This window comes from Curtobacterium sp. 320, assembly GCF_031455235.1.
Taxonomy (GTDB): Bacteria; Actinomycetota; Actinomycetes; order Actinomycetales; family Microbacteriaceae; genus Curtobacterium.
Window position 1 is genome coordinate 50104 of record NZ_JAVDSI010000010.1, and the last position, 22236, is coordinate 72339.

17 protein-coding genes and 1 tRNA gene are annotated in these 22236 nt (G+C 71.7%); 11 read left to right on the forward strand and 7 right to left on the reverse strand.

Going from position 1 to position 22236, the window contains the following annotated elements; all coding sequences use genetic code 11:
- Positions 1 to 212: 212 nt before the first annotated feature.
- The 3 genes from J2X60_RS13830 to J2X60_RS13840 form a co-directional block, all read right to left on the reverse strand.
- A complete protein-coding gene (locus J2X60_RS13830; RefSeq protein WP_070416665.1) occupies positions 213 to 911 on the reverse strand; it encodes a DedA family protein in 699 nt (232 codons plus the stop codon).
- Between the two features lie 115 nt (positions 912 to 1026).
- Positions 1027 to 1110, reverse strand: a tRNA-Leu gene (locus J2X60_RS13835).
- Positions 1111 to 1197: 87 nt separating this feature from the next.
- Complete coding sequence (locus tag J2X60_RS13840; RefSeq protein ID WP_309778935.1) at positions 1198 to 2505, reverse strand: MFS transporter; 1308 nt, start codon at positions 2503 to 2505, stop codon at positions 1198 to 1200.
- A 56-nt stretch (positions 2506 to 2561) separates the two neighbouring features.
- Between J2X60_RS13840 and mnmA the strand changes: the two genes are divergently transcribed.
- The 11 genes from mnmA (at position 2562) to gap (ending at position 17505) form a co-directional block, all read left to right on the forward strand.
- On the forward strand, positions 2562 to 3668 hold the full coding sequence (mnmA, locus tag J2X60_RS13845) for a tRNA 2-thiouridine(34) synthase MnmA (RefSeq protein ID WP_309888262.1): 1107 nt from the start codon (positions 2562 to 2564) through the stop codon (positions 3666 to 3668).
- A gap of 68 nt (positions 3669 to 3736) precedes the next feature.
- Positions 3737 to 6076: an NAD-dependent DNA ligase LigA gene (ligA, locus tag J2X60_RS13850; RefSeq protein WP_309888263.1), complete on the forward strand. Its 2340-nt coding sequence runs from the start codon at positions 3737 to 3739 to the stop codon at positions 6074 to 6076.
- A 362-nt stretch (positions 6077 to 6438) separates the two neighbouring features.
- Positions 6439 to 7653, forward strand: a complete 1215-nt coding sequence (locus J2X60_RS13855; RefSeq protein WP_309888265.1) for an alpha/beta hydrolase — start codon at positions 6439 to 6441, stop codon at positions 7651 to 7653.
- A gap of 85 nt (positions 7654 to 7738) precedes the next feature.
- Positions 7739 to 10012 (forward strand): transglycosylase domain-containing protein, encoded by a 2274-nt coding sequence (locus tag J2X60_RS13860; protein ID WP_309888267.1) that lies wholly within the window; start codon positions 7739 to 7741, stop codon positions 10010 to 10012.
- Positions 10013 to 10060: 48 nt separating this feature from the next.
- The gene (gene gatC / locus J2X60_RS13865; protein ID WP_070416660.1) at positions 10061 to 10360 is read left to right on the forward strand and encodes an Asp-tRNA(Asn)/Glu-tRNA(Gln) amidotransferase subunit GatC; all 300 of its coding nucleotides are present in this window, start codon (positions 10061 to 10063) and stop codon (positions 10358 to 10360) included.
- Entirely contained in the window at positions 10357 to 11901 is a 1545-nt protein-coding gene (gene gatA / locus J2X60_RS13870) for an Asp-tRNA(Asn)/Glu-tRNA(Gln) amidotransferase subunit GatA (protein WP_070416659.1), read from the forward strand. Before gatC ends, gatA begins: the two co-directional genes overlap by 4 nt.
- The gene (gene gatB / locus J2X60_RS13875; protein WP_071295008.1) at positions 11901 to 13406 is read left to right on the forward strand and encodes an Asp-tRNA(Asn)/Glu-tRNA(Gln) amidotransferase subunit GatB; all 1506 of its coding nucleotides are present in this window, start codon (positions 11901 to 11903) and stop codon (positions 13404 to 13406) included. The genes gatA and gatB overlap by 1 nt, the downstream gene beginning before the upstream one ends.
- 97 nt (positions 13407 to 13503) lie before the next feature.
- Positions 13504 to 14694: a type III polyketide synthase gene (locus J2X60_RS13880; protein ID WP_309888270.1), complete on the forward strand. Its 1191-nt coding sequence runs from the start codon at positions 13504 to 13506 to the stop codon at positions 14692 to 14694.
- On the forward strand, positions 14691 to 15413 hold the full coding sequence (locus J2X60_RS13885) for a methyltransferase domain-containing protein (RefSeq protein WP_309888272.1): 723 nt from the start codon (positions 14691 to 14693) through the stop codon (positions 15411 to 15413). The genes J2X60_RS13880 and J2X60_RS13885 overlap by 4 nt, the downstream gene beginning before the upstream one ends.
- A gap of 28 nt (positions 15414 to 15441) precedes the next feature.
- Entirely contained in the window at positions 15442 to 16392 is a 951-nt protein-coding gene (locus tag J2X60_RS13890) for a GlxA family transcriptional regulator (RefSeq protein ID WP_071302956.1), read from the forward strand.
- 108 nt (positions 16393 to 16500) lie between these two features.
- A complete protein-coding gene (gap, locus tag J2X60_RS13895) occupies positions 16501 to 17505 on the forward strand; it encodes a type I glyceraldehyde-3-phosphate dehydrogenase (RefSeq protein ID WP_309888274.1) in 1005 nt (334 codons plus the stop codon).
- 389 nt (positions 17506 to 17894) lie between these two features.
- Here gap and J2X60_RS13900 read toward each other — a convergent pair whose 3' ends face one another.
- From J2X60_RS13900 to J2X60_RS13915, 4 genes are read right to left on the reverse strand one after another with little or no spacing between them, the layout of a single operon-like run.
- Entirely contained in the window at positions 17895 to 18995 is a 1101-nt protein-coding gene (locus J2X60_RS13900; RefSeq protein ID WP_309888277.1) for a BadF/BadG/BcrA/BcrD ATPase family protein, read from the reverse strand.
- Complete coding sequence (locus tag J2X60_RS13905) at positions 18983 to 20287, reverse strand: 6-phospho-beta-glucosidase (protein WP_070416654.1); 1305 nt, start codon at positions 20285 to 20287, stop codon at positions 18983 to 18985. The genes J2X60_RS13900 and J2X60_RS13905 overlap by 13 nt, the downstream gene beginning before the upstream one ends.
- Before the next feature lie 7 nt (positions 20288 to 20294).
- Positions 20295 to 21188 carry a carbohydrate ABC transporter permease gene (locus J2X60_RS13910; protein WP_071295012.1) on the reverse strand — a complete coding sequence of 298 codons (894 nt, stop codon included), beginning with the start codon at positions 21186 to 21188 and terminating at the stop codon, positions 20295 to 20297.
- The gene (locus J2X60_RS13915) at positions 21188 to 22234 is read right to left on the reverse strand and encodes a sugar ABC transporter permease (protein ID WP_309888325.1); all 1047 of its coding nucleotides are present in this window, start codon (positions 22232 to 22234) and stop codon (positions 21188 to 21190) included. The genes J2X60_RS13910 and J2X60_RS13915 overlap by 1 nt, the downstream gene beginning before the upstream one ends.
- Between the last annotated feature and the right edge of the window lie 2 nt (positions 22235 to 22236).

A 22236-nucleotide genomic window follows, 5' to 3' on the forward strand; every position in this document is an offset into this window, starting at 1 on the left:
ACTTCGCCCGCTCGGCCGAGGGGGCGGCGCAGCCGCGGGCGTGCGGCGAGCGGGCGGAATGTGCCGCCGGGGGGTGCCGAGGGGGACGTATTTCGCCCGCTCGGCGGCGCGGGCGAGCGGCCCGGCGCGAGCGCCCGGGCCGGCACGGCCCGCGACGGACAGGAGGCGCGGCGCCAGCCGGCACCGCGCCTCCTGTCCGGCAGGACGGACCGTCAGCGCTGCGGCTCGGTCCCCGCCTCGGCCGCGGCCTCGTCGCGCTTCGCCTTGCGCGCGTTCCGGAAGTACGTCAGCGCCATCGGCACGACCGTCACGACGACGGCCGCGAGCAGGATGATGTCGATGTACTCGCGGACGATGTGCGCGACGAACGGGATGTGCCCGATGAAGTACCCGAGGAACGTCACCCCGACGCCCCACACGACGGCGCCGATCGCGTTGTACAGCGAGTACTTCTTGTAGTTCATCCGGCCCACACCGGCGGCGATCGGCAGGAACGTCCGCACGACGGGGACGAACCGGGCGAGGATCACCGCGAGGGGCCCGAACCGGTGGAAGAACGCGTTCGTGCGGTCGACGTTCGCCTTGGAGAACAGCCCGCTCTCCTTGCGCTCGAAGATGGGCGGGCCGGCCTTCTTGCCGATGTAGTAGCCGAGCTCGCCGCCGAGGAACGCGGACGCGGCGATCATCAGCGCGGCGATCCAGACGGGGATGCCGCCGATCTCGCCGCCGCGGTCGAACGCGAAGAGGCCGGTGATCACGAGCAGGCTGTCGCCCGGGAAGATGAAGCCGACGAGCAGCCCGGTCTCGGCGAAGATGATGGCGCACACCACGAACACGGCGATGGCCCCGAAGTTGTCGAGGATGTACTGCGGATCCAGCCAGGGGATCAGGGCGAGTGCGACGGAGTGCATGGTTCTTCCGGTCGTGGAGGCGGGGACACGGGGAGGCGTCCCGCAGGACGAGGGTACCGTCCGCCGATGACGGCAACGTCCCTCGGTGGTATGAGATGCGTGAGGACGCAACTTCTGGTGCGGAAGGAGGGACTCGAACCCTCACGCCAGGGGCACAGGAACCTAAATCCTGCGTGTCTACCGATTCCACCACTCCCGCGAGCAGCGGCAGTCTACCGAGCGCCGCCCGCGCGCCGGACGTGATCCGCGCCTCCTGGGCCGCCCCGACCGGCCGTTCGGCGGACGGTCAGCGCAGCTTCCGCGGGAGGTACCGCGGCACGTACCGCAACAGGATGCCCGCGCCGACCAGGCCGAGCACCCCCATCACCCCGCTCGCGACCGCGATCGACGCGACGGCGGTCACGCCGGAGATGAGGAGCGGTGCAGCGGCTTGCCCGAAGTCGCCGGTGAACCTCCAGGCGCCCAGGAACGGCGCCGGGTGGTCCCGCGGCGCGAGGTCCGCGCCGAGCGTCATGAGGATGCCCGACCCGACCCCGTTCGCGAGCGACATCCCCATCGCGATCGCGACGAACCAGCCCACCCGGGCGTCGAGGTGCCCGGACCACGCGAGCAGGAAGTAGCTGATGCTGAGCCCGACCATGCAGGGGAGTGCACTCGCCAGGCGGCCCCACCGGTCCATGATCTGCCCGCTCGTGTAGAAGAGCGCGAAGTCGACCGCACCGGCGATGCCGATGACGAGCGCTGCGGTCGAGTCGTCGAGCCCGACGCTGACCGCCCAGAGCGGCAGGATGACCTGGCGGCCGGCGCGGAGCGCGCCGATCAGGCCGGCACCGCTGCCGAGCCGGAGGAGCACGGCCCGGTTCGCGCGGATGGTGCGGAAGAGGCCGTGCGCTTCCTCTTGGACGAACTGCGCACCGGTGTCGGTGGGCGGCTCCGTCGTGGTCGCGCCCGTCGCGTTCGTCGCGTCGTCCGTCGTGAGCCGGGAGGCGCGGCTCGGCCTGCGGAAGCCGCGTGCGCCCGTCGCGGGGTCGCGCAGGACGAGGAGCGTCACCGCCGCCAGGAGGCAGCAGACGATGTGGATCCAGAACGCGCTCTGCGTGGTGCCCGTCAGGTGCACGACACCGGCGGCGATGAACGGACCGACGAAGTAGCCGAAGCGGAACACGCCGCCGAGGCTCGACAGCGCCCGTGCCCGGATGTGCAGGGGGATCGCGGTCGTCATGTAGGCGTGCCGGGCGAGCGCGAAGACGGCGGTGGAGACACCGACGAGGAACACCCCGAGCGCGAGGACCCAGGCGTTCGGGGCGGCCGTGCACACCAGGAGCCCGACGACCGAGACGACCGCCGCGCCGATCATCGCGTTGCGCTCCCCGATGCGGGCGACCACCACCCCGGACGGCACGTCCCCGATGAGCTCGCCAACGAGGATGAGCGCCGCGACGAAGCCCGCGAACGCCAGGCTCGCGCCGAGGGAGCTCGCCGCGATCGGGATGATCGGGATGATCGCGCCCTCGCCGATCGCGAAGAGCGCTGCGGGCAGGAACCCGGACAGCAGGACCGACCGGAAGTCGAAGGCAGGGGTCTCGGAGGTCATCGCTCGGACAACGGTACGCCCGCGGTACCGCTTCGTCGGCGGGTTACCCTGGAGCCATGCGAGTTCTGGCGGCGATGAGCGGTGGTGTCGACTCGGCGGTGGCCGCAGCCCGGGCGGTCGACGCCGGGCACGACGTGGTCGGTGTGCACCTGGCGCTGAGCCGCATGCCCGGGACCCTGCGCACCGGCAGCCGCGGCTGCTGCACGATCGAGGACTCGATGGACGCCCAGCGCGCCGCGTCCGCGCTCGGCATCCCGTACTACGTGTGGGACTTCTCGGCCCGGTTCAAGGAGGACGTCGTCGACGACTTCGTGGCCGAGTACCAGGCCGGCCGGACGCCGAACCCCTGCATGCGCTGCAACGAGCGGATCAAGTTCGCGGCGCTGCTCGAGAAGGCGCTCGCCCTCGGGTTCGACGCCGTCTGCACCGGGCACTACGCCTCGATCGTCACCGGTCCGGACGGGGCGCGCGAGCTGCACCGCTCGGCGGCGTGGGCGAAGGACCAGTCGTACGTCCTCGGCGTCCTGACCGCCGAGCAGCTCCAGCACGCGATGTTCCCGCTCGGAGCGACGCCCTCGAAGGACGAGGTCCGGGCCGAGGCGGCAGCGCGGGGCCTCACCGTGGCGCAGAAGCCCGACTCCTACGACATCTGCTTCATCCCGGACGGCGACACCCGGGGCTGGCTGGCGGACCGCGTCGGCGCGGCCCCCGGCGAGGTCGTCGAGCGGGACGGCACGGTCGTCGGTGCGCACGACGGGGCGACCGGGTACACGGTCGGACAGCGGCGCGGACTGCACCTCGGTCGACCGGCACCGGACGGCAAGCCGCGGTTCGTGCTCGAGATCCGCCCGAAGGAGAACACCGTCGTGGTCGGCCCGAAGGAGGCGCTCGACGTGACCTCGATGTCCGGGTCGCGCTTCACCTGGGCCGGCACCGCGCCGGCCGACCCGTCCACGCCCTTCGCGTGCGACGTGCAGATCCGGGCGCACGCCGACCCGGTGCCCGCGACCGCACGGGTCACCGACGCCCAGCTGGTCATCGACGTCGACGAGCCGCTCTCGGGCGTCGCGCCGGGGCAGACCGCGGTCGTGTACGTCGGCACCCGGGTGCTCGGGCAGTGCACGATCGACGCGACGGTGTCGGCGGTGGCCGCCGCCGTCTGACCGCGCGGCGCTCCCGGGTTGCCCGTCGGCTGCGCGTCCGGTCGGTGGTTGCCGGTAGAACTGAGGGCATGAGCGACACGACGCCCGCGGACTCGACGTTCGAGACGATCGACCCCGCCGCACTCGACGCGGCGCAGGCGCAGCGTGAGGTCGACCGGCTCCGGTCCAGCATCAACGAGCTGCGGCACGCGTACTACGACGAGAACGGGTCGACGGTCGCGGACGGCGAGTACGACGGGCTCGTCCACCGCCTCGACGCGATCGAGCAGCGCTTCCCGGAACTCCTCACCGAGGACAGCCCGACCCAGACCGTGGGCGGCCAGGCGCAGACCGTGCAGTTCGCGCCGGTCGAGCACGCCGAACGGATGCTCAGCCTCGACAACGTCTTCAGCCCGGACGAACTCGTCGACTGGGCGGTCAAGGTGCAGCGCGACGCCGGTGCCGAGCGCGTCCGGTTCCTCACCGAGCTGAAGATCGACGGGCTCGCGATCAACCTCCGGTACGAGAACGGTCGGCTCGTCTCGGCCGCGACGCGCGGTGACGGGGTCGTCGGCGAGGACGTCACCGGCAACGTCCGCACGATGGGGACGATCCCGGACCGCCTGTCCGGTTCCGGGCACCCGCCCCTCGTCGAGGTCCGTGGCGAGATCTTCTTCCCGGTCGAGCAGTTCGACGAACTGAACGCCAAGCAGCGCGACGCGGGGGAGCGGGTCTTCGCGAACCCGCGCAACGCTGCAGCCGGATCGCTCCGCCAGAAGGAGGAGGGCAAGTCCGAGGCGAAGCGCGAGCTCATGGTGGACCGGCTCCGTCGGCTGCGCATGCTCGTGCACGGCATCGGCGCGTGGCCCGTCCGCGAACTCGAACGGGACACCGACGTCCGCGCGCAGTCCGAGGTGTACGAGCTCCTGCAGACGTGGGGCCTGCCGACGAGTTCGCACTACCGGGTCTTCGACTCCATCGACGAGGTGCTGGCCTTCGTCAAGGACTACGGCGAGCGACGGGCCTCGGTCGAGCACCAGATCGACGGCATCGTGATCAAGGTCGACGACCTCGCCCTGCACGAGGAACTCGGGTCGACGTCGCGCGCCCCGCGATGGGCGATCGCGTACAAGTACCCGCCGGAAGAGGTCCACACGACGCTCCTCGACGTGGTCGTCAGCGTTGGTCGGACCGGTCGCGCCACGCCCTTCGCGGTGATGGCCCCGGCCGAGGTCGCCGGGTCGGTCGTGCGCCAGGCGACCCTGCACAACCAGCAGGTCGTCAAGGCGAAGGGCGTCCTCATCGGGGACACCGTCGTGCTCCGGAAGGCCGGCGACGTCATCCCCGAGGTGCTCGGTCCGGTCGTCGAACTCCGCGACGGCACCGAGCGCGAGTTCGTCATGCCGACGAACTGCCCCGAGTGCGGCACGCCCCTCGCCCCCGCGAAGGAAGGCGACATCGACCTCCGCTGCCCGAACGCGAAGAGCTGCCCGGCGCAGGTGCGCGGCCGGGTCGAGCACATCGCCTCCCGTGGCTCGCTCGACATCGAGGGGCTGGGCGAGGTCGCTGCCGCGGCCATGACGCAGCCGCTCCACCCCGAGCAGCCCCCGCTCGAGACCGAGGCCGGCCTGTTCGACCTGACGATGGAGGACATCGTCCCGATCGAGGTCATCGTCCGTGACGCCGAGACCGGCATGGAGAAGACCACCGACGACGGTGCGCCGAAGCGGGTCACGCCCTTCAGCCGGGCGCGCAAGAAGAGCGACCCGCCGTTCGACCCCGACGCGCGGGGGGCGGACTACACGGGCGAACCGAGCCGGTACCCGTCGAAGAACGCGTTCGAGATGCTGGCGAACATCGACGCCGCGAAGACGAAGCCGCTCTGGCGGATCATGGTCGGCCTGAGCATCCGGCACGTCGGGCCGGTGGCAGCCCGCGCGCTCGCGAACCACTTCGGGTCGCTCGACGCGATCCGGGCCGCCTCGCGCGAGGAACTCGCCGCGGTGGACGGTGTCGGCGGGATCATCGCCGACGCCCTGCTCGACTGGTTCGAGGTCGACTGGCACCGCGACATCATCGACCGCTGGACGGCGGCGGGCGTGCAGTTCACCACGCCCGGGCACCCCGGACCGGGCGCCGCGGACGAGGAAGGCGGCGTGCTCAGCGGGCTGACCGTCGTGGCGACCGGCTCCCTCGAGGGGTACAGCCGCGAGGGCGCGCAGGAGGCGATCATCGCGGCGGGCGGCAAGGCGGCCTCGAGCGTGAGCAAGAAGACGGACTTCGTCGCGGCCGGTCCCGGTGCCGGTTCGAAGCTCACGAAGGCCGAACAGCTCGGGGTCCGGATCATCGACGCCGAGCAGTTCCGCCTGCTGGTGACCGAGGGGCCGTCGGCGCTCGGCGACGCTGCCGGGGACGAGCCCGAGGACTGAGTCCGACTCAGGAGCACGTCCGGCCTCGGTCTGCGAGGTACGGCGCGCCTGAGTGTGCACCCAGTTCGGGGGACAAGTTGCAGCGCGCACGTCGTCGGGAAGGCTATTCTCCTTACACTCGCTAGAGCATCACCCGTCGTCTGCAGGGGGACGACGGGACGGCCTTCCCGGGGGAGACCCGATTGCTGCTCATCGCCGCGGCTCTGCTCACCGCCTCGATGCACTCGCTCGGAGTGGTCGAGGCCCCAGTCGCGCCCGCCACCCACTCCGCGGCCGTCGCGCATGCTTCCGCACAGGTCCCTGAGGGGACCTCAGGAGCCGCACCGGTCCTGACCGGGGTACACCTGACCGCGTCAGTGTCCGTGTCCGGGCCGTCGTCCGCGTCGGGTGGGGTCACCGTCGAGCACGGGCGGGCGTTCCTCACCGACCTGTCGTCGCTCAGCGGCGCGGACCTCCTCCGTGCCGGTCAGGACCGTCACGTGCTCGCGACCGCCGAGGACGACCCGCCGACCGCCGCCGAGGTCACCGCCTGGTGGTCCGGACTCTCGGACGACGAGCGCGACACGCTGACGACCCTCGCGCCGTCCGTCGTCGGGAACCTCGAGGGCGTGCCCTACGCGGTCCGGGACCGTGCGAACCGGGCGGTCCTCGCCACGGGTCTCGCCGACCACTCGGCCGCGGCCGCCGTGACCGCGATGCTCGGCCAGGTCCGCGACGCACTCGTGCACGAGGTCGGTGCACCGGACCGGTACCTCATCACGCTCGACACGCGAGGGGCCGGGCGCGCGGCCATCGCCGTCGGGGACCTGGACACCGCCGCCGACGTCACGGTCGTCGTCCCCGGCATGTTCTTCACCGTGACCGGCCAGATGGCGGACTTCACGAACACCGCGAACGACCTCTACACCGAGCAGGCGACCGTGGCCGGTCTGGCCGCGCCCGGCTCGGGCAACGGCGTCGCCGTCGTGGCGTGGATGGGGTACCGCACGCCGGACCTGTCGAACATCATGTCGCTCGGCATGGCCAAGACGGGCGGGGAGCGCCTCGCCCGGACGGTCGGCGGGCTCCGGGAGATCCGCGACGGCGACGAACCGCGGGTGAACATCGTCGCGCACTCGTACGGGTCGACCGCGGCGCTCATGGCGCTGGCCTCGGGGGAGATGAGCGCGGACACCCTGACGGTCCTGGGCTCGCCGGGGAGCGACGTGCGCACCTCGGCCGACCTGGCCGTCAGCGCCGGGCAGGTGTTCGTCGGCGATGCGCACAGCGACCCGATCGCCGGCTCCGGGTACTTCGGCACCGATCCCGGCTCCGCGGGGTTCGGATCGACGGTGCTCGACCTGACCGGCGGCGTCGACGTGCAGGAGGCCGGCGAGGTGTTCCGCCGACCGGTCGGGCACAACGACTACCTCAAGCCGGGGACGGCGTCGCTGCACGACGTCGCGCTCATCGCCGTCGGCCGCGGGGACCTCGTCCGCGAGCAGGTCCGGCGCGGTGAGCGCGGTGGCGACGGGCTGCCGCAGGCGTCGCCGGACATGTACCTCGTCCGACCGCAGGACCTCCAGCCCCGCGACTGATCCTGGGTGGGAACCTGAGCGGCGGTGCAGCGTGGACTCGTTCCACGGCAGAACCAGTCCAGATCGTGACCGTACGGTGCCCTGCATGCGTGTGGTGCGATGGCCTGGTGCTCTCCTGACGTTCGTCGCGATGTCGGCGCTGGCCGGCATGCTCGTCGCCGTGGCCGTCACGCCGGGGGTCGCCGTCGCGGGCGAGAGCACGTCCGGGGCGGTGTCCTTCTTCGAGGACCTGCCGAGCTACCTCGACATCCAGACGCCGCAGCAGGTCTCCTCCGTCTACGCGGAGAAGGGCGGACAGCAGGTCAAGATCGCCTCGTTCTACGCCGAGAACCGCACGACCGTGGCGTCCGGGGCGATGGCGAAGACGCTCAAGCAGGCGGCGATCGACACCGAGGACCCCCGCTTCTACGACGAGGGCGGCATCGACGTCGTCGGCACGCTCCGTGGTGCGGCGGCGACGGTCGTCGGCGGTGACGTGCAGGGCGGGTCGAGCATCACCCAGCAGTACGTGAAGAACGTCCTCGTGCAGCAGTGCGAGGAGCTCACGGGCAAGGACGCCGCGGACACCGAGAAGAAGGTCGCCGCGTGCTACGAGGACGCCGCCGGCGTGACCCCGCAGCGCAAGCTCCAGGAGATGCGGTACGCGATCGCCGTGAACAAGAAGTACTCGAAGGACCAGATCCTCACCGGGTACCTGAACCTCGTCGGGCTCGGCGGCCGCGTGTACGGCGCCGAGGCCGGTGCCGAGTACTACTTCGGCGTGCACGCGAAGGACCTCTCGCTCGTCCAGTCGGCCACGCTCGTCGCGATCCTCAACAACCCGTCGAACCTGCGCATCGACCAGCCGTCGAACGCCGACAACGGCGCGAAGAACGGCTACGCGGCCACCAAGGAACGCCGCGACTACGTGCTGCAGCGCATGTACGTCCACCACGACATCACGAAGGCGCAGCTCGAGCAGGCGAAGGCGACACCGGTCACGCCGAAGATCACCGCCACGGCGAACGGTTGCTCCTCGGCCGCGACCGGGTACGACGCCGGGTACTTCTGCGACTACGTGCGCGACCAGGTGCTGCAGGACCCGGCGTTCGGCAAGACGGCCGCCGAGCGCATCGCGACGCTCGACACCAAGGGCCTCGAGATCCACACCTCGCTCGACCTCGACCTGCAGTCCCAGGCGCAGACCGCGCTGTCGACCTACGTCCCGTCGACGATGGCCGGCGTCGACGTCGGCGGATCGAACGTCACCGTGGAGCCGGGAACCGGCCGGATCCTCTCGATGGTGCAGAACACGCAGTACACCCAGGGCGACACCTCGACCGCCGGGTCGACCGCGGTGAACTACAGCGCCGACAGCGGGTACGGCAACTCGGGCGGGTTCCAGACCGGCTCGACGTACAAGGTGTTCACGCTCGCCGAGTGGCTCGCCACCGGGCACACGCTCTCGCAGTCGGTGTCGACGACCGAGCACACGTTCCAGAACTCGGAGTTCACGAACACCTGCCAGAACGTCAGCGGCGGGACCTGGCCGGTGTCGAACGCCGAGAACGTGCCGTCGTCGATGACCGTGCAGGCCGCGACGTCGGAGTCGATCAACACCGCCTACGCCGCGATGGGCAAGCAGCTCGACCTGTGCAAGATCGCGCAGCTCGCCCAGTCGATGGGCATCCACCCGGCGGCCGGCGGCTCGCTCGGACAGACCCCGTCGTCGATCCTCGGCGTGAACAACCTGTCCCCGATCGACCTCGCCGAGGCCTACGCGGGCTTCGCGAACGGCGGCGTCGTCTGCACGCCGACCGCCATCGACTCCGTCACCGAGTCGGACGGCACGAAGATCACCCCGACGCCGTCGTCCTGCACGCAGGGTGTCGCTGCCGACGTGGCGGGGACGGTCGACTACGCGTTGCAGGGCGTCCTCACCGGGTCCGGCACGGCCGCGAGCGCCAACCCCGGCGACAGCACCCCGAAGTTCGCGAAGACCGGCACCACCGACGGTGACGTGCAGAACTGGCTCGTCGCGTCGAGCACGAAGTACACGAACGCGACCTGGATCGGCAACGTCCAGGGCAACGTGAGCCTGGCGAACTGGCCGTTCCTGCAGGGGACCACCGGGTACAGCGCGAAGTTCGGCGTCGGCAAGTCGATGATGTCGTACCTCGACCAGACCGTCGGCGGTGGCACGCTGCCGGCTGCGGACCCGGCGATGATCGGCCAGGCCAGCCACTCGTCGTCGAGCGGATCGTCGAGCGGTTCCCAGGGTGACGCGGCGGCGACGCAGCAGTCGGGCCAGCAGCAGGGTCAGCAGACGGGAGCGCAGCAGTCTCCACAGAAGCCGCAGGGGAAGCAGAAGGGCCACTGAGGCACCAATAGACTGGTGCGCAATCCACGAACCGATCGACGGAGCACCATGCCTGACATCACGAGCGAGCAGGTCGCCCACCTGGCGAACCTCGCACGTATCGCACTCACGCCCGAAGAGATCGAGAAGCTCACGGGGGAGTTGTCGCACATCGTCGACAGCGTCGCCAAGGTCACCGAGGTCGCCACCCCGGACGTCCCGGCGACCAGCCACCCCGTGCCGCTCGGCAACGTCACCCGACCCGACGTGGTCGGTCCGACCCTCACGCAGGAGCAGGCGCTCTCGGGCGCACCCGACTCCGACGGCGAACGGTTCCGCGTGACGGCCATCCTGGGAGAAGAGCAGTGACCGACATCACGAAGCTGAGCGCCGCGGCGCTCGCCGACGCCCTCGTGGCGCGCGACGTCTCGAGCGTCGAGGCCACCCAGGCGCACCTCGACCGCATCCAGGCGGTGGACGGCGACGTCCACGCCTTCCTGCACGTCAACCAGAACGCGATCGCCGCGGCGAAGTCGATCGACTCCCGCCGTGCCGCCGGTGACGACCTCGGTCCGCTCGCCGGCGTGCCGATCGCGATCAAGGACGTCCTGTGCACGCAGGACATGCCCACGACGTCCGGCTCGAAGATCCTCGAAGGCTGGGTGCCGCCGTACGACGCCACCCCGGTCGCGAAGCTCCGTGCCGCCGGCCTCGTGCCGCTCGGCAAGACGAACATGGACGAGTTCGCCATGGGCTCGACGACCGAGTTCTCGGCGTACGGCCCGACGCACAACCCGTGGGACCTCGACCGCATCCCCGGTGGCTCCGGTGGTGGTTCGGCGGCCGCGGTCGCCGCGCACGAGGCACCGCTCGCCCTCGGCTCGGACACCGGCGGCTCGATCCGTCAGCCGGGCGCCGTCACCGGAACCGTCGGCGTGAAGCCGACCTACGGCGGGGTGAGCCGCTACGGCGCGATCGCCCTGGCCTCCAGCCTCGACCAGGTCGGCCCGGTGTCGCGCACCGTCCTCGACGCCGCGCTGCTGCACGACGTCATCGGCGGGCACGACCCGCGTGACTCCACGAGCATCCCCGACGCCTGGCCGTCGATGGCGGCCGCTGCGCGCGAGGGCCTGCAGGCGGACACGCTGCGCGGCCTGCGCGTCGGCGTGGTGAAGGAGCTCGCCGGTGGCGAGGGCTTCCAGGCGGGCGTGACCCAGCGCTTCCACGAGACCGTCGCCCTGCTCGAGTCGGCCGGTGCGGTCGTCGTCGAGATCGACGCTCCGTCGTTCGCCTACGCGATCAGCGCCTACTACCTGATCCTCCCGGCCGAGGCGTCGTCGAACCTCGCGAAGTTCGACTCCGTGCGCTTCGGGCTCCGCGTGACGCCCGAGAACGGTGCCACCGTCGAGGACGTCATGGCCGCCACGCGCGAGGCCGGTTTCGGTCCCGAGGTGAAGCGCCGCATCATCCTCGGCACGTACGCGCTGAGCGCCGGCTACTACGACGCCTACTACGGGTCGGCGCAGAAGGTCCGCACCCTCGTGCAGCGCGACTTCCAGGCCGCGTTCGAGCAGGTCGACCTGCTGGTCAGCCCGTCGGCCCCGACGACCGCGTTCCCGATCGGTGAGCGCATCGACGACCCGCTGGCGATGTACCTCAACGACCTGACGACGATCCCGGCGAACCTCGCCGGCGTCCCGGGCATGAGCATCCCGAACGGCCTCGCTCCCGAGGACTCGCTCCCCACGGGCGTGCAGCTCATGGCACCGCAGCGCGAGGACGCCCGGCTCTACCGGTACGGCGCCGCCCTCGAACGCTTGCTCGAGCAGCAGTGGGGCCGCCCGCTCATCGACAGCATCCCGGACCTCGACCAGAGTCAGCAGTCCGCTGCGCAGGAAGGTGTGATCTGATGGCGCAGAAGGACGCGCTGATGGACTTCGACGAGGCACTCCGGCTGTACGAGCCGGTCCTCGGCTTCGAGGTCCACGTCGAGCTCGCGACGAAGACCAAGATGTTCTCGGACGCGCCGAACTTCTTCGGTGGCGAGCCGAACACGAACGTGACGCCGGTCGACCTCGGGCTCCCCGGGTCGCTGCCGGTCGTCAACGCGCAGGCCGTGCGGTACTCGATCCAGCTCGGGCTCGCGCTCGGCTGCTCGATCGCCGAGTCCTCGCGGTTCGCCCGGAAGAACTACTACTACCCGGACAACCCGAAGAACTACCAGATCTCGCAGTACGACGAGCCGATCGCGTACGAGGGCGAGGTCGAGGTCGAGCTCGCCGACGGCACCATCTTCACCGTGCCGATCGAGCGCGCCCACATGGAAGAGGACGCCGGCAAGCTGACGCACGTCGGCGGTGCCACGGGCCGCATCCAGGGTGCCGAGTACTCGCTCGTCGACTACAACCGCGCCGGGGTCCCGCTCGTCGAGATCGTCACGAAGCCGATCTTCGGCGCCGAGGAGCGCGCACCCGAACTCGGTGCGGCGTACGTGCAGGTCATCCGTGACCTCGTCCGGGCGCTCGGCGTCTCCGAGGCGCGAATGGAACGCGGCAACCTCCGCTGCGACGCGAACATCTCGCTGCGTCCCCGCGGGCAGGAGAAGCTCGGCACGCGCACGGAGACGAAGAACGTCAACTCGTTCCGGGCCGTCGAGCGGGCCATCCGCTACGAGATCCAGCGTCAGGCCGCGATCCTCGCCGCCGGTGGCTCGATCACGCAGGAGACCCGGCACTGGCACGAGGACACCGGTCGCACCTCGGCCGGTCGTCCGAAGTCCGACGCCGACGACTACCGCTACTTCCCGGAGCCCGACCTGCTCCCGGTCGTGCCGGACCCGGCCGTGATCGAGGAGCTCCGCGCTTCCCTGCCCGAGGCCCCGGTGGCACGACGCCGTCGGCTCAAGGGCGACTGGGGGTTCACCGACCTCGAGTTCCAGGACGTCGTGAACGGCGGGCTGCTCGACGAGCTCGAGGGGACCGTCGCCGCCGGTGCCGCACCGCAGGCCGCCCGCAAGTGGTGGACGGGTGAGATCAGCCGTGTCGCGAACACGCGGGACGCCGCCCCCGGTGACCTCGTCTCGCCGCAGCACGTCGCCGAGCTCATCGCCCTCGTCGAGTCCGGTGACCTGACCGACCGCCTGGCACGCCAGGTCCTCGAAGGCGTCATCGCCGGCGAAGGGTCGCCGTCGCAGGTCGTCGAGTCTCGTGGGCTCAAGGTCGTGTCGGACGACTCGGCGCTCACCGCCGCGGTCGACCAGGCGCTCGCCGCGCAGCCCGACGTCCTCGCCAAGATCAAGGACGGCAAGGTCCAGGCCGCCGGCGCCATCATCGGTGCCGTCATGAAGGCCATGCAGGGCCAGGCGGACGCCGCCCGCGTCCGCGAGCTGGTGCTGGAGCGCGCGCAGCAGTCGTAGTCCGGACCACACGATCGACGGGAGGCGCGGTGCCGGCTGGCACCGCGCCTCCCGTCGATCCTGGGGACGCGTCAGCGACCCGGTGACAGGATGAGTCGTGTCCGCAACGATCCGCGCCATCGGTACCGCCGTCCCCGAGACGACACTCGAGCAGGCTGCGGTGCGCGACCTCTTCGCGTCGCAGCCCGACCTGGGCCGGCTCGGCAGGCGGCTCGTCCCCGCCGCGTTCGACGCCTCCGCCGTGGAGCACCGGCACACGGTGCTCGAGGAACTCGACAGCACGCGGCCGTCCGGCGCCTTCCGCGACGACCACGGCGTGCTGCGGTCCCCGTCGACCGGCACCCGGAACGACCGGTACCGCGAGCTCGCCCCGGCCCTGTTCGTGGCGGCCGCCCGCGACGCCGTGGACCGCGCGGGTGTGACACCCGAATCGATCACCCACGTGGTGACCGTCTCGTGCACCGGGTTCACCCAGCCCGGCCCCGACCTCGACGTCGTTACCGAACTCGGCATCCCGCGCACGGTCTTCCGCCAGCACATCGGGTTCATGGGGTGCTGCGCGGCGTTCCCGGCGCTCCGCATCGCTGCGGCGTTCGCCGAGTCGGTGCCGTCCGCCGTGGTGCTCGTCGTCTGCGCGGAGCTCTGCACGCTGCACGTCCGGGCGAGCGACGACCCGGACCAGATCGTCGCCAACAGCGTCTTCGGGGACGGTGCGGCGGCGGCCGTGGTCACCGCCGACGGCGCCGGACTCCGCCTGGACGACTTCGCGACGACGGTCGTGCCCGAGGGCGCGTCCGAGATGGCGTGGAACATCGGCGACGAGGGCTTCGAGATGGTGCTCAGCACGGCCGTCCCGAAGCTCGTCGGCGCCACGGTCGCCGAGGCCGTCGCACCGCTGCTGTCCGCCGTGGGCTCCGCCGCCGTCGACGTCCCGACCTGGGCCGTGCACCCGGGCGGTCGCGCGATCCTCGACCGGACGCAGGTCGCCCTCGGGCTGCCGGACGCCGCCCTCTCGGCGAGCCGTGCCGTCCTGCGCGACCACGGGAACGTCTCGAGTGCCACCGTGCTCTTCGTGCTCCGCCAGGTGCTCGACGACGGCATCGACGACGGTGCCCCCGTCATCGCGCTCGCGTTCGGGCCGGGCCTGACGGTCGAGGCCGCCCGACTGACCGCCGTCGGCAGCACGCGACCGTCGATCCCGACCCGCGAGCAGGACGAACCGGCCAAGGCGGCGACGGCAGAGACCCGCGACCACGCGGTCGAGACGGCGACCACGGGCGTCTCGTGAGCCGCACCGAGGGGATCGACCCGCGCCTCCCGGCCGTCGACCTGACCACGCGCGCACTGGACCTCCACGAACTCATGGACGACCCGGACTGCGACCCGCGCGCGCTCGCTCGGACGTTCCGGCGCTTCGCCGTGGTGAACGCACTCGTGAGCGGCTGGCGCTCCGCGTGGCGGACGCACGTCGCGCCGGCGCTCCCCGCGAACGGGCGGGGGCGCGTGCTCGACCTCGGGTGCGGTGGCGGCGACCTCGCGCGGGCGCTCGTCCGGTGGGCCGCTGCCGACGGGTTCGACGTCGAGGTCGTCGGGGCCGACCCGGACGCGCGGGCGATCGACGCGGCGACCCGGTCCACCCCGCGCGGTGTCACCTTCCGGCAGCAGTCGAGCGCCGAGCTCATCGCCGCGGGGGAGCGGTTCGACGTCGTCGTGTCGAACCACGTGCTGCACCACCTCGGCGACGAGGAGCGGCGCGGGTTCCTCGCGGACTCCGAACAGCTGGCGACGAGCCGCAGCCTGCACTCGGACATCCGGCGGTCGCGCTCGGCCTACCGGGCGTACGCGGTCGGTTCGACGCTGATCGCGGCCGGCACCTTCGTGCGGGTCGACGGGTTGCGCTCGATCCGGCGGAGCTTCACGTTGCCGGAACTCCAGGACGTCCTGCCCACCGGGTGGCGGGCGGAGCGGGCGGCACCGCACCGGGTCCTCGCGATCCGCGACGCCTGACGTCCCCGGAGGGCGCTAGCGTCGCTGCATGGCTACGCCCCACCTGCACCGCGTCGCGGTCCTCGTGCTCGACGGGGCGAAGCCGCTCGACGTCGGGATCCCGGCGCAGGTCTTCTCGAACCGCCCGAGCATGCCGTACGAGGTCCGGGTGTGCGGCCCCCGCGTGGGACGCATCGCCGGGGGCGACGGCCTCGCGTACGCGGTCGACCACGGGCTGGACGCCCTCGAGTGGGCCGAGACGGTCTTCGTGCCGGGGTACCGGTTCCCCGCGGACACGCCACCCCCGGCCGACGTGGTGGCGGCGCTCGGGCAGGCGCACGAGCGGGGCGTCCGGATCGCGGCGATCTCCACCGGGGCGTTCGCCCTGGCCGCCGCCGGACTGCTCGACGGCCGCCGTGCGACCACGCACTGGCACTACACGCGGGTGCTCCGTGACCGGTACCCCGAGGTCGACGTGGACGAGGACGTGCTGTTCGTCGACGCCGGGTCGGTCCTGACGAGTGCGGGAGCGGCGAGCGGGATCGACCTGTGCCTGCACATCGTCCGGCAGGACCACGGGGTCGGGCTGTCGAACCACGTCGCTCGGCGCCTCGTGAGTGCCCCGTACCGGAGCGGCGGGCAGGCGCAGTACGTCCCGCGGAGCATGCCCGAGCCGCTCGGAGACGTCTTCGCCGAGACGCGGGAGTGGGCGCTCCGGCACCTCGCCGACCCGCTGACGCTCGAGGTCCTCGCCCGGAACGCGACGGTCTCGCCGCGGACGTTCTCGCGGCGCTTCGTCGAGGACACCGGGTACACGCCGATGCAGTGGGTGCTCCGGGCTCGGGTCGACCTCGCACGGGAGCTGCTCGAGCGCTCGGACCTCGCCGTCGACCAGGTCGCCGAGCGGGCGGGGCTCGGGTCGGACGCCAACCTGCGGACGCACTTCCGTCGGATCCTCGGGACCTCGCCGACCGAGTACCGGCGGACCTTCCAGGACTGACCTCGCCGCCGCCGTGGTGGCGACATCCTTTCGAACGCTGGCTTCCCAGCCACTGGAGCCGCGCCTCCCGGGCCGTGAGCATGGACCGCGGAACGAAAGGAAGTCCACATGACCCGCATCGCGATCAACGGCTTCGGCCGCATCGGACGCAACACCCTCCGCGCGCTCCTCGCCCGGGGAGGCGACGACCTCGAGGTCGTCGCCGTCAACGACCTCACCGCACCCGAGACGCTCGCCCACCTGTTCCGGTACGACTCTGCGCTCGGCCCGTTCGCCGGGACCGTCGAGGTCGACGGGGACACCCTCGTCATCGACGGACGGCGGATCCGCGTCCTCGCGTCGCGCGAGCCGGCGGAGCTCCCGTGGGGTGACCTCGGCGTCGAGGTCGTGCTCGAGTCGACCGGCCGGTTCACCGCGCGCGACGCAGCGGCGGGACACCTGACCGCGGGAGCCCGCCGCGTCCTCATCAGCGCGCCAGCCACCGGCGCGGACGCCACCATCGCGTACGGCGTGAACTCCGACGTGTACGACCCGGCGGTGCACACCGTCGTCTCGAACGCCTCGTGCACGACGAACGCGCTCGCGCCGCTGGCGTCGGTGCTCGACGACCTCGCGGACATCGAGCACGGGTTCATGACGACCGTGCACGCCTACACGCAGGAGCAGAACCTGCAGGACGGTCCGCACCGCGACCTGCGTCGGGCGCGTGCCGCCGGGGTGAACATCGTGCCGACGTCGACCGGAGCGGCCAAGGCCATCGGGCTCGTGCTGCCGCGGCTCGACGGCAAGCTGTCGGGTGACGCGATCCGGGTGCCGGTGCCGGTGGGGTCGATCGTCGAGCTGAACACCGTGGTGTCGCGGGACGTCACCGTCGAGGAGGTCAACGAGGCCTACCGTGCCGCCGCCGCCGGGCCGCTCGCGGGGGTGCTGGCGTTCACGGCGGACCCGCTCGTGTCGACGGACATCACGGGGCGGCCGGAGTCGAGCGTGTTCGACTCGCTGCTCACCCGTGTCGACGAGGGGCGGCACGTGAAGGTGGTCGCCTGGTACGACAACGAGTGGGGGTTCTCGAACCGGGTGGTCGACATGCTGGGGCTGCTGGCGCGCGCGTAGCGCGGCGCGCGGCAAGGCGCGGCGGTCTCGCCGAGTCTCGGCTCGGCGGACAGTCTCGCGGCGCGGCGGCCCGCATCTCGTCCGCCCGGCCGAGTCTCGGAGCGCGCGACCACGGGATGGTCGCGAGCACGGTCGGACGTGAGGCGCGGTGCGGGCTGGTACCGCGCCTCCCGTCCGTGCGTGCGTGCGTTTCGGGCGCGGTGTGGGTCGTGCCGCGGAAGCGACAGCGCACAGGGTGCGCGCGATGGTGCTGCCGCTGGAGCGACAGTGTGCCGCGATCGTTGTGCGGTGCACTGTCGCTTTGGCGGACGCGGCGGGCGCCGCGGACGCGGCGGCCGCGCAGGCGCGCGCGGCGCGGCGTGCGGCCGCGCGGCGCACCGTGCGCCGCGTCAGCGGATCAGCGCCGTGGTGCTCGCGAAGGCGCGGGAGCGCACGGCCTGCCGGTAGCGGTCGAGCGCGGCGTCGTCGGCCCCGACGGACTCCAGCGCCGCCAACCCCGCCCCGAGCACGGGAGGATCGGTCACCCAGGTCGGCACCGCTCCGGGCACCCGGGCAGCGAGGCCGTCGACGACGCCCTCGACGAGCAGGGGATCCCGTGCCGCGAGCACGCCGCCGCCGAGGACCACGGGCACCGGGCTCGAAGCCGAGCCACCCAGACCGAGACGCTCGAGCGCGACCGCGGCGAGCAGGACGATCTCCTCGGCCTGCCGCGCGACGACGCCGACGGCCACGGCGTCACCCGTGCCGGCGACCTCGAACAGCACCGGGCACAGCCGGTTGAACACCCGCTGGTCGAGGCGGCCGAAGTGGATGGCCTCGGTCACCTCGCGGACGCTGCGGAGACCCAGTGCCGCCGGGACGGCCGTGACCAGGGCCGTCGCCGGTCCGCGACCGTCGTCGGCGCGGGCTGCGTGCCACAGCGCACGGTTGCCGAGGTACGCGCCGCCGCCCCAGTCGCCCGAGACGTCCCCGATGGCAGGGAACCGTGCGGTGGTGCCGTCGGCCCGGACCGCGAGCGCGTTGATTCCCGTGCCGCAGACGACCGCGGCGGCGTCCGGCGACAGCGTCCCCGCCCGCAGCAGTGCGAACAGGTCGTTGTCGAGGACGTGCGGCGCGCCGCCGTCGGCCTCCCAGTGCGTGAGCGCCTCGGTTGCCGCGACGAGTTCGTCGTGCAGGTCGAGCCCGGCCAGGTACACGTGCGTCGTCCGGATCCGACGGTCGCCGAGGTCGCCGACGACCCGCGCCCGGACGTCGTCGAGGATCGGCCCGGCGACGTCCCACCCGCGGGTCTGCGGGTTCGAGCCGGGGCCCCGTGCGTGCCCGACGATCGAACCGTCGAGTGCGATCGCGACGACGTCCGTCTTGCTGCCGCCACCGTCGACGGCCAGGACGACGTCGCTCGGCGCCGGCGGGACGGGAGCGGGCGGACGGGTCGCTCGGGCGGTGCCGACGCCGCCCCCGGACGCTCCGGCTCCGTTCAGCCCGCCCACGTCAGCTGCTCCGATCGCGTCCACGGCAGGTGCTCCGCGTTCGCGGCCAGGAGCAGGTCGGTGAGCCGTTCGGCCTTGTCGACCTGCCCGACGAGCGGGTGCGCCCACATCGCGCGGAGCACGCGGTCGCGGCCTCCGTGCACGGCGGCGTCGAGGGCGAGGCGTTCGTACCCGGCGACGTGCGACACGAGTCCGACCATGTCGGCGTCGAGCGGCGCGACGGGCAACGGTGTGATCGCCGCGCGGGTGACCCGGGCCGGGACCTCGATCACGTGGTCGTCGGGGAGGAACGGGAACGTGCCGTCGTTGCGCACGTTGAGGACCTGCACGTCACCGCGGTCGCCGAGGATCGAGGAGAGCACGTCGATCGCCGCCTCGGAGTAGTAGGCGCCGCCCCGCTGCTCGAGCTCGGCGGGCTTCGTCACGACGGACTCGTCCGCGTACTTCGCGAGCAGGGCCCGCTCGGTCTCCATGACGGCCTCGGCACGGGTGGGCGCGTGCAGCTGTTCCTCGAGCACGACGTCATGGCTGTAGAAGTAGCGCAGGTAGTACGAGGGCACGGCGTGCTGCAGCCGGATGAGGTCGGCCGGCATGTGCACGCTCTCCGCCATCCGGTCGAGGGCACCGGTGTCGGCACGGAGCAGGTCGGACAGGACGTCGCGCTCACCGGAGCCGTCCGACACGTGGACGCCGCGCTCCCACGTCAGGTGGTTCAGACCGACGTGGTCGAGCCGGACGGCCGACGGAGCGACGTCGAACTCCTTCGCGAAGCGCCGCTGGAACCCGATCGCCACGTTGCAGAGCCCGACGGCCCGGTGCCCCGCTTCGAGCAGTGCTCGGGTGACGATGCCCACCGGGTTCGTGAAGTCGACGATCCACGCGTCCGGCTTGGCGTACCGCTTGACGAGCGACGCGTACTCGAGCACGACCGGCACGGTGCGGAGCGCCTTCGCGAACCCGCCGGGCCCGGTGGTCTCCTGCCCGATGCAGCAGGCCTCGTGCGGCCAGGTCTCGTCCTGGTGCCGGGCGGCCTGCCCGCCGATCCGGAGCTGGAACATGACGGCGTCGGCGTCCGAGACCCCGGCGACGACGTCGTCCGTGACGTGGATCGTGCCCGGGTGGCCGGCGTGGGCGAACATCCGCTTCGCGACACCGCCGACGAGTTCGCGCCGGACGGGATCGGGGTCGACGAGCCACAGCTCGTCGATGGGCAGCTGGTCACGGAGCCGGGCGAAGCCGTCCACGAGTTCGGGGGTGTAGGTGGATCCGCCACCGATGACTGCGAGTTTCACTGTGGTGCTATCCCTTCACGCCGGTGAGCGCGATGCCCTCGACGAATGCCTTCTGTGCGAAGAAGAAGATGATGACGACAGGCACCATGACGACGACGGTCATCGCCATCGTCATCGACCAGTCGGTGCCGTGTTGGCCGCGGAACGTGGCCAACCCGTACGCCACCGGCCAGGCGGCCTGGTTCTCGGAGGCGTACAGGAGCGGTCCGTAGTAGTCGTTCCACGAGTGGAAGAACATGAAGATCGCCGCCGACGCGATGCCCGGGCGGGCCATGGGGACGACCACGCGCCACAGCACGCCCCACTCGCTGCATCCGTCCATGCGAGCGGCGTCCCCGTACTCCTTCGGGATCGTCATGAAGAACTGACGGAGCAGGAAGATGCTGAACGCGTCGCCGAGCAGGTTCGGCAGGATGAGCGGCCAGAGCGTGCCGGTGAGGTGCAGCTCGGACCACATCACGTAGACCGGCACCGCGGTGACCTGCGGGGGCAGGAGCATCGCGACGATGATCACGGTGAAGATCAGGTTCGCGCCACGGAACTTGATCTGGGCGAGCGCGTACGCCGCCGGGACCGAGCTGACGAGCATGAACGCGGTGGCGAGCACGGCGTACATCGACGAGTTGCCGAACCACTGCACGAGCGGCAGTTCGGTGAAGACCCGGCCGTAGTTCGAGAAGTCGAACGGGCGCGGCACGATCGACGCGGTGAGTGCCTGGTTGCTCGACATCAGCGACGTCAGGATGACGAACACGATCGGCGCGATGGTCAGGACGCCGAGCGCGACGAGTGCGGCGTGCTCGGCGATCCAGACCAGCAGGCTGCGGCGCGGACCGCGTGCGGAGCCGGACGCCGCACCGCGGGGAGCCCGGGCGAGCGGGGACTGGGACACGGCGGTCATCAGGACTCCTCGGGTCTGAAGACGGAGATGCGGCGCATCGTGAGGACGAGCACCACGGCGGTGACCACGAACAGCACCACGGCCATCGCGGACGCGTAGCCGAACTGGAAGTTCGCGAACCCGTGCTGGTAGAGCAGCTCGGTGTAGGTGAGCAGCGAGGTGCCCGGGTAGCCGAGCTGCGCCGCGGTGCCTCCGCCGATCGTGGCCTTGCCGCTGGCGACGCCCGACGCGACGGCGGCCTCGGTGAAGTACTGCAGGGCCGCGATCACCCCCGTGACGGCGGCGAACCCGATGACCGGAGCGATCGTCGGCAGCGTGATGTGCCGCACCTGCTGGACGCCGTTCGCCCCGTCGAGCGACGCGGCCTCGTACAGGTCGCGCGGCACGTCGAGGAGCGACGCCAGGAAGATGATCATGATGTCGCCCATCACCCAGACGCCCATGATCACGAGCGAGGGCTTCGACCACGCGGGGTCGTTGAACCACAGCGGGCCGTCGATGCCGAACACCCGCAGGATCTGGTTCACGGGGCCGGTGCCGGGGTTGAACAGGAACACGAACGCGACGACGCTCGCGACGGGAGGCACCAGGGCGGGCAGGTAGAACAGCGTCCGCCAGAACCCGGTCGCCGTCTTCGCGCGGCTGAGCAGTCCCGCCACGAGCAGCCCGCAGACGATCCGGACCGGCACGAGGATGACCACGAACCACAGCGTGTTCACGACCGCGGGGCCGATCTGCGGGTCCTGGGTGAAGAGGAACCGGTAGTTCAGCAACCCGACGAACTCGGGTTCCTGCAGCTGGTTGTAGCGCGTGAACGAGTAGAAGATCGACGCGACGAGCGGGTACGCGAAGAAGATCACGAGGCCCGCCAGGGCCGGGGCGAGCATCGTCAGCGCGACCAGGCGACGGCGGGACTCGGCGGAGCGGCGCCGACGTGGCCGACTCCCGGGGGCCGTCGAACGCGACCCGGCGCTGACCGGCGGCCGGGAGGCGCGGGTGGGCCGCGCCTCCAGGCTGCCGGTCTCAGGGGTGGTGACGTCGGTCATGG